Source organism: Fusibacter ferrireducens, assembly GCF_015352425.1.
In the GTDB taxonomy this organism is placed as follows: Bacteria; Bacillota; Clostridia; order Peptostreptococcales; family Acidaminobacteraceae; genus Fusibacter_A; species Fusibacter_A ferrireducens.
Map to the genome: position 1 here is coordinate 60,030 of NZ_JADKNH010000012.1, position 12,925 is coordinate 72,954.

At 39.6% G+C, this 12,925-nt stretch carries 8 protein-coding genes; 7 read left to right on the plus strand and 1 reads right to left on the minus strand.

All coding sequences use genetic code 11. From position 1 onward, the window contains the following. Positions 1-96 precede the first annotated feature (96 nt). Positions 97-1,515, minus strand: coding sequence for a sensor domain-containing diguanylate cyclase (locus ISU02_RS18020; RefSeq protein WP_194703240.1), 1,419 nt, complete (start codon positions 1,513-1,515; stop codon positions 97-99). Between the two features lie 281 nt (positions 1,516-1,796). Between ISU02_RS18020 and ISU02_RS18025 the strand changes: the two genes are divergently transcribed. The 7 genes from ISU02_RS18025 (at position 1,797) to ISU02_RS18055 (ending at position 12,823) form a co-directional block, all read left to right on the plus strand. Further along, the gene (locus tag ISU02_RS18025; protein ID WP_194703241.1) at positions 1,797-2,342 is read left to right on the plus strand and encodes a hypothetical protein; all 546 of its coding nucleotides are present in this window, start codon (positions 1,797-1,799) and stop codon (positions 2,340-2,342) included. Between the two features lie 24 nt (positions 2,343-2,366). Then, positions 2,367-3,977, plus strand: a complete 1,611-nt coding sequence (locus tag ISU02_RS18030) for a carbon starvation CstA family protein (RefSeq protein ID WP_194703242.1) — start codon at positions 2,367-2,369, stop codon at positions 3,975-3,977. Positions 3,978-4,273: 296 nt separating this feature from the next. Beyond that, positions 4,274-6,316, plus strand: a complete 2,043-nt coding sequence (locus tag ISU02_RS18035) for a urocanate hydratase (RefSeq protein WP_194703243.1) — start codon at positions 4,274-4,276, stop codon at positions 6,314-6,316. Between the two features lie 96 nt (positions 6,317-6,412). After that, positions 6,413-9,229 carry an AAA family ATPase gene (locus ISU02_RS18040; protein WP_194703244.1) on the plus strand — a complete coding sequence of 939 codons (2,817 nt, stop codon included), beginning with the start codon at positions 6,413-6,415 and terminating at the stop codon, positions 9,227-9,229. 92 nt (positions 9,230-9,321) lie between these two features. Continuing rightward, entirely contained in the window at positions 9,322-10,074 is a 753-nt protein-coding gene (locus tag ISU02_RS18045; RefSeq protein WP_194703245.1) for a formate/nitrite transporter family protein, read from the plus strand. Between the two features lie 88 nt (positions 10,075-10,162). Continuing rightward, positions 10,163-11,833: a formate--tetrahydrofolate ligase gene (locus tag ISU02_RS18050; protein ID WP_194703246.1), complete on the plus strand. Its 1,671-nt coding sequence runs from the start codon at positions 10,163-10,165 to the stop codon at positions 11,831-11,833. Between the two features lie 300 nt (positions 11,834-12,133). Further along, positions 12,134-12,823 (plus strand): DUF554 domain-containing protein, encoded by a 690-nt coding sequence (locus ISU02_RS18055; protein ID WP_194703247.1) that lies wholly within the window; start codon positions 12,134-12,136, stop codon positions 12,821-12,823. The last annotated feature ends 102 nt before the right edge of the window (positions 12,824-12,925 follow it).

Sequence of the window (12,925 nt, forward strand, 5' to 3'; positions counted from 1 at the left end):
TTATGCGATGCATGGACCTTCAGTGCATCAAAACTCGAGTATTTTGCCATTCTGGGGTGTGTTTTAGTGAGAAACCGTGAAATTTTGATGTGAAGACTATAATCTCACAACCTTGTTTTTTCCTTCACTTTTAGCTTGATAAAGCGCTTTATCTGCCCTTTTGATGATGGTATCCTCTGTGTCCAATAATGTCGCTTCTGAAAGACCAATACTCACAGTGACATTGAATTTAATCAACATAGGGTCATTGGCGATGGTCTGTCTTAGATTTTCAAGTATGGTTTCTGCTTCGATTCCAGACGTATAAATAATACCGCTGAATTCATCGCCACCCCATCTTGTGATCAAGTGCTCTGAAAGGGTGCTATTACTAATGGTCATGACGTGTTTTAGCACTTTATCGCCTTGAATATGACCATGCTGGTCGTTGACCTGTTTAAAGTGATCTAGGTCCATGAGGAAGACAGACCATAGCGTTTCGCTCTTTGCAAGAATATCCTTAAGGCGATGATCAAATCCTTTTCGATTGTTCAGTATGCCTAATGAGTCCACAAGCGCTATTTGATTAAGTTGATCTTCGTGTTTTTTAAGAATTTTTGTGACGATTAAAATAACTGAGGCGAGCACAAGGACGATAATGAAGAAATCATAATAGAGCTGTTCATTGAATGATTTTGTCAATATGGATGTATCCTTGCGCACGATGAGATACCAATTGAGCTCTTCGATGTAATGGCTGATAACATACTGTCCGGAATGAGAATCTTCACCATCGAACACATTGATACTGTCTAATTTACCATAGATCGAAGGTCCAATGTCTTGATAGAGGCCTTCATCGTTTATATTTCTATTTTCGATATAAGCTGCATTTGTGTGTGCTTGTACCAACCCGTTTTCATCTACTAGGAAGGCTTCAAGCTGGTAGTTTTTTTCAAAATCAGATAAGAGCTTTTGAACATATCCCATCTCAACGCCTACGCCGGTAACCCCCAACTGATGTCCTGTACTATCTGAAATTTTACAATTGACGAATATTGTGAGGAGCTGGTGGTCTACTTCATCACGATCGACGTCTAAAAGGTAGAGCACATTTTGATTTGAAAATTGATAATACCAAATATCATGAGCGTCTTCAGGTGTGATGGTTTTAAACAAGCCATTGTAGTGAAAATATTTTTTTGTGCTATCTGAGACGAGAAAGACAGAATGGTAATGGTATTTGTTTCGGATGCCCTCAAGATAGCTTATGATTTCAGAATCTGAACGTGTCTCCTCCTGTACCAGCCAGTTTTTAACGAAGCTATCATTTGCCATAGTGAGACCTACGAAAATGGGCTTAGTCAATTCATTGTCAATTTCAGAATAAATATTGGTAGAACTCAATTTAGAGATGTTTAAAATATCATCGCGAATAATGTTGCTGTAAGTGGAATAACTCAGAAATAGAGTTGCTAAGATGCCAAGCAATATAATGGCAGAAATTAAAATACTCACTTGATTTTTTTGTTTCATAAGCGGCCCCTTGAGATGTATTGTTTTTGAGATGTATTGTTTTATACATTATATCATGATCTGCTGATCTTAAAAGATCGATTTTGAAGATCGTTTTGGAATAATATTTGGAATAATATGTGATATTACAGACGCAAAATAAGCACTTTAAACGCGAAAAGTTACAGTTTATTCATAAAATCAGCTCCTATACACAAAATTATGTAGAATGAACGTGATAATTATAAATGTAATATCAATGCAATTATCCTAAAACTGATGATGTATAAAGGAGGAATCCCTTGGAAACTATGGCGAAAAGCATTGGATTTGGTCCATTTTTAAGAGAGAGCTTAAGTGCTTATTACGATATTTTATCACCTCAAAAGAGTACATGCGATTTTATCGCAAAATACAACGAGCGCAACTGTGCGTATGCATTAAAAAGAGACATGGTGTATTATGCATTTGAAAATAATGAAGTCATATTTTATGAAAAAGTAAATACATTGACAGTGGAAAAAATTGAGACCATCAAGGCAATGTTTCAAAATAAATATGCGGATTTCGTAGAAGCGAGCAGTGATCACATGGCGACATCCATGTATTATGTCATTGAAGTGGATTTACCTCAGCAGAGTGAAATTATAAGTGCAATAAAGCGATTTAGATTTTATAGAAGTATCAAATGGGGGCTTCAAGGTTGGGTAAACGGGAGCATCATATTAATGGATACCACGGCTCAGAAGGGCTATTCGAATCCGTTTGGTAAAAAAGAACTCAAGAGACTCCTAAAACTTCACGGAAAATTTATTGACAAGATTGTAAGTCAAACGACTTCAATATAAAAATTTTGGGGAGGTATGAACAAAATGAGTGCAATCTTATTAATTTTAATTGCTGTTGTTCTATTCTTAGTTGCCTATGTCACATATGGCGCATCTCTTGCGAAGAAGTGGGGAATTGATGAAAGCATCAAAACACCTGCGCATCGACTGAGCGATGGGTTAGATTATGTGCCAGCTAAAGCACCGGTATTATTAGGTCATCATTTTTCTTCAATCGCAGGCGCAGGTCCAATTGTTGGTCCGATTTCTGCAGCTATTTTTGGATGGGTTCCAGTATTTTTATGGATTATCATCGGTTCAATCTTCTTTGGTGGCGTGCATGACATGGGTTCGCTTTTTGCATCCGTCAGAAATGATGGTAAATCCATAGGTGAGGTCATTCACACTTCTATAGGAGATAAGGGTAAAAAATTATTTGCGGTATTTGCATGGTTGACACTTTTGTTGGTCGTTGCAGCATTTACAAACATTGTTGCCAATACGTTTGTATCCGTACCGGCGGCAGCATCTTCTTCGATGATGTTCATCTTGTTGGCAGTGCTCTTTGGATACTTTGTCTACAGAAGAGGTGTAAGCTTGGCAGTGGGATCTGTAATCGGCGTCGTCTCGCTTTTTGCATGCATCTATCTAGGCACATTATTCCCAGTTTCTCTTTCAAGAGAAGTTTGGATGGTCATTCTTCTAGGATATATCTTCGTGGCAAGTGTAACCCCTGTATGGATTTTATTGCAACCTAGAGATTATTTGAATTCATTTCTATTATATGCAATGCTTCTGGGTGGGATTGTTGGTATCGTCATAATGGGGCCAAAACTGGAATTGGCACCAGTAACACATTTTACGATTGATAAGGCCACTCTTTTCCCAATTCTCTTTGTAACAGTGGCGTGTGGTGCGATTTCAGGTTTCCATTCACTGGTGGGCTCAGGGACCACTTCTAAGCAAATCGACTCAGAAAAAGATATAAGAATCATCGGTTACGGCTCCATGCTGATTGAAGGCGTTTTGGCAGTTATTGCGATTATCGCAGCAGGCTATATAGGCGCTGATAAATTGGGAGATCTTCTTGCAAATGGTGGTCCTGTAAACGTATTTGCAGATGGACTTGGCACCTTTATGACTTCATTTGGTCTGCCGTTTGCAACTGCAAAGAGCTTTACTGCACTTGCAATTTCAGCTTTTGCTTTGACATCTCTCGACACTGCAACAAGACTTGCAAGATTTATATTTCAAGAATTCTTTACGGAAGGTGAAGGCGTTTCAGAACAAGGCATTACAAACAGATATGTTTCAACAGGGATTACAGTGGCATTTGGCGGCGTTTTAGCTTTCTACGGTTGGCAAGAAATATGGCCACTATTTGGTTCGGCAAACCAACTTTTAGCTGCACTTGCATTATTAGCACTTGCTGTATGGTTAAAAGAAATGGGAAAAGAATACAAAGAAGTAATTATACCAATGGTATTTATGTTTGCCGTAACGCTTGCGGCACTTGTTCAATTGATTTTTGCAAATTTCAAAAAACCAGTACTTTTATTTTTCTCAATCGCACTATTGGTGCTTTCGTTAGTACTCATTCAACAGTCTGTTGCGGCATTTAAGGGAAAAGGTACGGTTTCTGAAAATCAAAAATAGGGAATACGAAAAAATAGTAAACATGAAAAGTAATGAATTAAAAGAGCATTAAAAGACGGTACATAGTCATAAACGATAATCGTATGCACACTATGCCGTATTTGAAAAAGCACTTCACAAATAGCTCAAGTCCTAGAGCTGGTGAGGTGCTTTTTTCGTTGAGGCCATCGTTATAGAACAAAGGCAAGAAAACGGTTTGAAAACTTATCGACTTTTTTTTGAGATAAAGAAGACTTAAAATAGACGTTACGCCGCTACAATGTGATTAATAGAACTGAGTAGGGAGGCGTATGAAGATGATTAATAATTCGGATATTTCAAAAGCAATGCAGGTTAAGTTGGAGGATGTTTTTAAAACATTACCAGAGAAACCTAAGTTCGTAGAGGGCATTCGTAGAGCACCAAAGCGTGAGTTTACTTTATCCAAAGAGGAAACGGCGTTGGCGCTTAAAAATGCGTTGCGTTATGTGCCAGAGGCTTGGCATGAAGTTTTGGCGGAAGAATTTTTGGAAGAACTTTTGACCATGGGACGCATCTATGGCTATCGTTTCAGACCGCAAACGGAAATCAAAGGGAAATCGATTGACGATTATAAGGGTGTCACAGTTGAAGGTCGTGCAATCCAAGTGATGATTGACAACAACTTAGACTTTGATATCGCACTTTATCCATATGAACTTGTGACTTATGGCGAAACAGGCCAAGTTTGTCAAAATTGGATGCAATATCACCTGATTAAGCGTTACTTAGAAGTGATGACGGATGAACAGACTCTAGTGGTTCAGTCGGGGCATCCGCTGGGACTCTTTAAATCTCCAAAGAATGCACCAAGGGCGATTATTACAAACGGTTTAATGATTGGCATGTTCGATGATCTGGATAACTGGAATCGAGGGGCTGCACTCGGCGTTGCATCTTATGGGCAAATGACAGCAGGTGGCTGGATGTATATAGGACCTCAGGGGATTGTACATGGTACTTATTCAACAATTTTGAATGCGGGTAGAGATAAACTTGGCATTCCAGAAGATAAAGATTTAACTGGGCGCTTATTTGTCACTTCAGGACTCGGTGGTATGAGTGGTGCTCAGGGAAAAGCTGTTGAAATCGCTGGTGGCGTAGGGATCATAGCAGAAGTGGATGAATCCAGAATCATCACGCGTCACACACAAGGATGGGTAAGTGAAATTACTAGGACGCCAAAAGAGGCTTTTGACAGTGCAAAAGCACATCAAGCGGCAGGCACAAAAGCTGCCATAGCATTTCTTGGCAATATTGTAGATTTGTTGGAATATGCAGTTGAGAATGATGTCCACATTGATTTGCTATCGGATCAAACGTCTTGTCACAATGTTTATGACGGTGGTTATTGCCCAGCAGGCATTACTTTTGAAGAACGTACGGAAATGCTCAGTAAGGATAAGGCGAAGTTTGTTAAGCTTGTGAACGAAACTCTTGTGAGACATTATGAAGCCATTAAGACACTTACCAGTAAAGGGGTTTATTTCTTCGATTACGGCAACAGTTTCATGAAGGCGATATTCGATGCAGGCGTAAGTGAGATTTGTAAAAATGGTGTCAATGAATTAGACGGCTTCATTTGGCCTTCTTATGTTGAAGATCTCATGGGTCCTATACTGTTCGATTATGGCTATGGGCCTTTCAGATGGGTGTGCTTAACAGGCAAAGATGAGGATCTCAGAAAGACGGACCATGCGGCAATGTCTTGCATTGATCCGAACAGAAGATTTCAAGATCGAGACAACTGGGCTTGGATTAGAGATGCTGAGAAAAATAAATTGGTTGTGGGCACAAAAGCGAGAATCCTATATCAAGATGCACTGGGCAGATTGAAAATAGCGCTTAAATTTAATGAAATGATTCGAAATGGTGAAATCGGCCCCGTGATGCTCGGCAGAGATCATCATGATACTGGCGGAACAGATTCGCCGTTTAGAGAAACTTCAAACATCAAAGATGGTTCCAATATCATGGCGGAGATGGCAACACATGTGTTTGCAGGAAATGCCGCTCGAGGCATGAGTATGATTGCACTTCACAATGGTGGCGGTGTAGGCATTGGTAAATCCATCAATGGTGGCTTTGGAATGGTTCTTGATGGCAGTGAACGCGTAGATGAAATTCTTTCAAACGCAATGCCATTTGATGTCATGGGCGGGGTTGCAAGACGCGCTTGGGCAAGAAATGAGCACGCACTTGAAACATCCATGGCATACAATGATTCTAGACCGACGGATCACATCACATTGCCATTTATTCCAAAAGAGGATTTAGTTCAATCTGTAGTTGACAAACACTATGTAAAAGGTGGAAAATAGTATTAAATAGAATGGCTGCTAATCGAGGTTCGAGAGGCAGCCTTTTTACAAATCCATTTTATTGGGATATGCAAACTAGGATGAAATGAGCAAAATATGATAAAACTTAATCTTTTAGGAAAACCGAATATTGAAATAGATGGCAAAGCAGTGGACATTTCGCTTAAAAAAAGTGAGGCAATACTCTATTATATTGGGGTTCAAAAGCGGGTGACGCGCTCAGAATTAGTCGATCTAATCTGGTCAGATACGGATGAACAAACGGCTAAAAAAAATCTTCGCAACAGTCTCTATCGGTTAAAAAAGGACTTAGGACTGGATATCTTTCAATGCCCCAATAAGAATATCATTGAACTCGATGACAACTGCGTCATAACATCTGATTATGATTTTGATGAGCTCAAATTTTTAAAGGTTTATCAGGGCAAGTTTTTAGAAAGCTTTGCTCTAAAGGAATCCGAAAAGTTCGAGCAATGGGTTATGGCAAATGAGGCAACCTTAAATCAAAAATTTATGACTCTAGGATCGAGATTTATAAAAAGTGTTCTTGAAAAAAATGATCAGAGTTTGCTGGATCAAGCTCTGGATATTGCATTTATCATGAGGCAAATCGATGAATTCGATGAACAAGTCACGCGTTTTTTGATGCAACTTTATCATTTACAACATCAGTACAAGCCCATTGTTGAAGAATACCAACGTATGAAGACGTTGTTGGATGAAGAGATGGGCATATTGCCAGATAAGGAAACTCGAGAACTCTACTATGAACTCATCAATCAACGTGTGGACGAAGATACTGCAGAAACACTCTTTGGAAGAGAGCCTGAAAAAGAACTGATCGTGAAGCAATTGGATTCTTTTATAAAGGGTAAAGATCGGCGCGGGATTGTCATTATGGGCGAAGCTGGTGTGGGCAAATCTAAGCTCATGGAAGAGAGCTTTGAACTCTTCAGCAAGCAGTCGGTTTATATCTTAAAAGCCAATTGCTATCAAATGGAAGAAGAATTTAGTTTTAAACCTTGGAATGAAATTTTCGTTCAATTGGCTCCTATTATTAAGATGGCTTCAATAGAACTTTCACAGCCGATCCAACAAATGCTGTCGCGTGTTTTTCCAAGTTTTATTGAAAGACAAGAAAATCTCAGAATGGAAAATTTAGAGACGATTAAATTGGATTACCTCGAAAAGATCATCTGCAATCTCTTTGATGACATTGGATGCCACCAAAAAATACTATTGGGATTTGAAGATTTGCAGTGGATGGATCAAGCGAGCCTTAAGCTGCTCATCAGCATGATGTTGCATTGTAAACATGTGACTTTTATGGGCACTATGCGCAATGAATATTCCAATAAAATCGATCAATTTATGGCGATTATGCATAAATACAGTTTGATCAAGGATTTGATTTTGGACCGATTTACTCAAGAGGATACTTATGCATTTATTGACTATCTCACAGAGGGGCAACTAGATGAAGCCTCCAAGATCAGAATTTACAAGGAGACAGAAGGTAACGCCTTCTTTGTGGTGGAGTATATCAACAGTATGGATGAAAAGCTCAACCGCCGAATAAAGGATATTCTGGCGGCCCGTTTCATTGGTATCTCTCAGGAGGCCATGAAGATTCTCAACATCACAGCGATGTTCTTTGATGAACTGGAATTCGACCTTCTGCTAAAGCTTTATGCTAAGGACCCCTATGAAACCATCGACCATCTTCAAGAGCTCAAAGATAAGTTTATTTTGAAGGAGTATGAAGGGGATGAAGATGTACGTTATAGATTTACCCATCATAAATTGAGGGAATATATCTATGAAGCCATTCCACTCCCAAAACGCAAAATTTTACACAATAAAATCGCGGATACGCTTGAAGAGATGATTGTGGGCAATAAAAAGGACGTCTTGATTTTTCAAAAGTTGATCTATCACTATCAGGCGGCAGGCAATTATCAAAAACATCTTAAGTACTATTTAAAATACCTCAAGACTTATTTTGATTTTTCACATGAACTCTACCCGGAGATTAACAATCAAACAGCTTTACAACTAGAACATACGCCAGATAAGACTTTTAGAGAGATCGCATTCCTGATTGAACAAGAAAAGGAGCGCAGTGAAGAAATCGATGCCCTCGAAATGGAGTATATTCACATGTATGCGCGCTATTTAGTGAGACAAGGACACTATGTCACAGGCATTAAGATGGTGGAGAAGCTGATCAAGCTTGCTCAAATCAATCACGATGAGGATATGTTGTGGAAGGCCTATATCCAATGGGTTTATTACTGCATTCAAGTGGAAGATTTAGAAAACATGGAAAAAGTTCTAAATTGGTTGTCCGAAATGGATCGGAATGACAAGAAAACTTCTATTTTGGAGAGATTGATTGGCATCATGTGCATGATGAAAGGCGATTACGAAGGTGCGAGGATGCACTTTGAAAGGTCTATAGAAGGCTTTGAAGCGCTGATGAATACCACTAAGTACGCACTCAATATCGCTGCGGCACATAATTATATTTCTGAGACTTATAGACGTGAATCCAACTTTGAAAAAGCGCTTGAATTCGTTAAAGAGGCCATCGTTATTTGTGAAAGCTACAATATATTTAGAGGACTTTCCATTTTTAATACCAATGCAGGGATGATTGCTTATAGTTTAGGTCAAAAATTACTTGCAAAACAATATTTTGAAAACGCTATGGATCACTTTGATGCTATTGATACAGTTTGGAGAAGAAGTGAAGCAGAGTGCTATTTGGCTATGATCTATTGGGAAGAAGGCGATAATGAAAAGGCGATGCAGTTTATAGAGGCGGCCGAACGCCATTCCAAGATTATCAACACCCCTGAAACGATTAAATTAGTGAATCATTTTAAGATAAAAATGCGAAGTGTTCTTTAGAGGAAATAGACGCTAAAAATCTCCAAAAGACGTAAAATGGACTACATGCCCTTATGATAAGTTTAAATAAGACGAATCAAGGGGCATTTTTAATGAAAACAGATTATGAGATTTACGGTGCTGTTATTAAAACAGGCGTTCAAAAAACAAAAAAGAAAAATAGGGCAACGTTGTCTGCAGGAATACTGGGAGGTGCGTATATTGCTCTTGGAAGCATCGGCTATTTGGCAGCTGTTACAAATATTCAGCCGGCAGGTGTGGGCAAACTCCTTGGCTCTTTCTTGTTTCCTGTGGGCCTTTTATTGATATTGATTACAGGTGCTGAACTCTTCACGGGCAACAATTTATTGAGCCTTTCTGCAATGCATGGTGAATCCAAATGGCAGGATGTTTTTTCAAATTGGATCAAAATTTATTGCTACAATGCAATTGGTGCCATGTTCATCGCCTTTTTAGTTCACATGGGAGGATATGATCAAGGAGATTTTCTGCACGTGATCGAAAAAGTTGTTCATGCCAAAGTGGCATTGAGTTTCAGCGAGGCGCTTGCAAGGGGAATTCTATGCAATATACTGGTTGCCATAGCTGTTTGGATTTCGTATTCAAGTGATTCCGCAGGCGGTAAAGCAGTGCTTATATGGCTTCCAATTACACTTTTTGTCTACTCGGGATATGAACACTGTGTTGCCAATATGCTCTATTTCAGTTTAGCGTGGTTTGCAGGCGTACAGTTTAGCATTGCAGATTTTTTAGGCAATATGGTACCCGTAACGATTGGCAACATCCTCGGTGGCGGCATTGTTTTGCCAGTGCTCTACTATGGGATGTTTAAAAACAAAAAATAGTATTGAAATGTCTGTCGTTAGCTTATATGATGGAATATGAATAGTGATTGGGCTGATGTGCGCCCCGAATGATGAAAGGAGAACAAAGATGAAAACAGATGTTCAAATTGCTCAAGAAGCTCAAATGCTTCACATTAAGGAAGTCGCAGGTAAAGTGGGTATTGACGAAAAGGATTTGGAGCTTTATGGCAATTTCAAAGCTAAAGTGAGTTTAGATATTTTAAAAGAGAGAGCGGATCAAGCTAATGGCAAGCTCATCTTAGTCACTGCAATTAATCCAACGGCTGCAGGTGAAGGTAAAACCACCGTAAACGTGGGTTTGAGCATGGGACTTAATAAGATTGGCAAGAGAACATTCACGGCTTTAAGGGAGCCTTCTTTGGGACCTTGTTTTGGAGTTAAGGGTGGTGCAGCTGGTGGTGGCTATGCGCAGGTCGTGCCTATGGAGGATATCAATCTTCATTTCACTGGAGACATTCATGCGGTGACAACGGCAAACAACCTCTTAGCAGCACTTATAGACAATCATTTACATCAAGGCAATCCGCTTGGCATTGATCCGAACAGAATTGCATGGAGACGTGTTGTGGACATGAACGATCGTTCGCTTAGGAACATCGTTGTGGGATTGGGTGGCAAGACGAACGGCGTTACTCGAGAAGATGGTTTTGATATCTCTGTTGCATCAGAAATAATGGCTATTTTGTGTCTGGCGAACAGTCTGGATGACTTAAAAGAGAGACTTTCTAAAATGATCATCGGTTATACTTATGCGAATCAGCCTGTGACGGCTAAGGATTTAGATGCAGTGGGTGCAATGGCGTTGCTTCTCAAAGATGCAATTAAACCCAACCTCGTCCAAACACTTGAAAATACACCTGCATTTATTCATGGAGGCCCATTTGCCAATATAGCACATGGCTGTAATTCCGTTGTGGCGACTAAAACAGCACTTAAGCTTGCAGATTATGTCGTCACTGAAGCAGGTTTTGGAGCAGACCTTGGCGCTGAAAAATTCTTTGATATCAAGTGTCGCTATGCGAATCTCGATCCAAGTGCAGTGGTTATTGTTGCCACAGTAAAAGCCCTTAAAAAACATGGTGGCGTGGGTAAAAACGAGTTGTCCGTAGAAAATGTAAAAGCTCTTGAAGCGGGGTTTGAAAACCTTCAGAGACACATAGAAAACGTTAAGAAATTTGGTGTGCCATGTGTGGTTGCCATCAATGAATTCCCAACGGATACGGAAGCTGAATTAAACCTACTCGAGACAAAATGTGCCGCTCTAGGTGTGCCTGTTGTGTTGACACAAGTGTTTGCTAAAGGTGGCGAAGGTGCGATTAAACTCGCAGAGAAAGTGGTCGAACTTGCTGAGTCTGGTGTGGCAAACTTCAAGCCATTGTATGCGCTTGAAATGCCAATTATAGAAAAAATAGAAATCATCGCCAAAGAAATTTATAGAGCAGATGGCGTTGAATTTACGCCTGCCGTACTTAAGAAGATTAAGAAGTTTGAAGAAGACGGTCTTGGAGAACTGCCGATTTGTATGGCGAAAACACAATACTCGTTCTCGGATGATCAAGATTTGCTGGGTGCACCAGATGGCTTTAAAATCACAATTAACGATATCAAAGTATCCGCTGGTGCTGGCTTTATCATTCCAATGGCAGGTAACATTATGAGAATGCCAGGTCTTCCAAAGGTACCTGCGGCAAACAAGATAGACATTCTGTCAGATGGTGAAATCATCGGGTTATTTTAGTCAGAAGCGTGTGAGAAGGCTATAAAAGAGCCGGTTGTCAGATAGATCACTTAGCCGATAGAAAGCTTATAAATGGCTTTAAAGTGCTGCGTGAAATAAATATGTACGGATTCATTATGACGTTAAGAACTCTAAATCAATAGATCGGAGGGTATAAATCATATGCCCCTTATATTGATTTAGAGTTTTTTATGCCTTTAAAAACGAAATATAAAGGGGCGGACATACAAAAGATATTGATTAGTGGTTCAAATTATTTTATGATACATGAGTAGGAAATTACTTTTGGGAGGCATAAAGATGTTAGGAACTGTTGTAAATACAATTGCTATAGTTGCTGGTGGTTTGGTTGGCGTTTTGCTAAAGGGCGGGCTACCAGAAAAGATAAGTCAATCCATTATGCAAGGCATGGGATTATGCATTATACTCATTGGCATGTCTGGCGCACTTAGCGGGACGTCATATATTATGGAAATTATATTTTTTGTCGTCATAGGCACTGCTGTTGGAGAAGTCATTGACATTGAAAAACGACTTGAGAGATTGGGTGATCATCTGCAATCCAAATACGCTTCAGAGGGATCGACATTTAGCAAGGGGTTCGTAACGGCAAGTTTGTTGTATTGTGTTGGCGCCATGGCCATTATGGGCGCTCTTGAAAGTGGTTTAAACGGCAATCATGAGATCTTATTTGCAAAGTCTATTTTAGATGGTATTATTTCCATTATATTTGCTTCGACACTAGGCGTAGGCGTAATCTTTTCAGCAGTGACTGTGTTCATTTATGAAGGGACGATCACGCTGGCAGCAGGTGGCTTAAAACAATTGCTCACGGATCCAGTCGTTACGCAAATGTCTGCAACTGGTGGGCTGTTGATACTCGGTCTCGGCATATCCATGCTGGGCAACATTAAACTTAAAATTGGTAATATGCTTCCAAGCGTTTTACTCCCTATTGTATATGCACTGATAAAGGGGTTAGTCGTTTAAAATAAGCATACAGTCCAAATCTATAATTTAAACACATAATCTAAACATTTAATTCAAACATACCTTTAGAGCCATCAGATAGAACCATCAGAAAATTAGACA

Coding starts and splice junctions, on each gene's coding strand:
- ISU02_RS18050 (WP_194703246.1), top strand. CDS start 10,163: ATGAAAACAGATGTTCAAATTGCTCAAGAAGCTCAAATGCTTCACATT.
- ISU02_RS18020 (WP_194703240.1), bottom strand. CDS start 1,515: ATGAAACAAAAAAATCAAGTGAGTATTTTAATTTCTGCCATTATATTG.
- ISU02_RS18045 (WP_194703245.1), top strand. CDS start 9,322: ATGAAAACAGATTATGAGATTTACGGTGCTGTTATTAAAACAGGCGTT.
- ISU02_RS18035 (WP_194703243.1), top strand. CDS start 4,274: ATGATTAATAATTCGGATATTTCAAAAGCAATGCAGGTTAAGTTGGAG.
- ISU02_RS18030 (WP_194703242.1), top strand. CDS start 2,367: ATGAGTGCAATCTTATTAATTTTAATTGCTGTTGTTCTATTCTTAGTT.
- ISU02_RS18055 (WP_194703247.1), top strand. CDS start 12,134: ATGTTAGGAACTGTTGTAAATACAATTGCTATAGTTGCTGGTGGTTTG.
- ISU02_RS18040 (WP_194703244.1), top strand. CDS start 6,413: ATGATAAAACTTAATCTTTTAGGAAAACCGAATATTGAAATAGATGGC.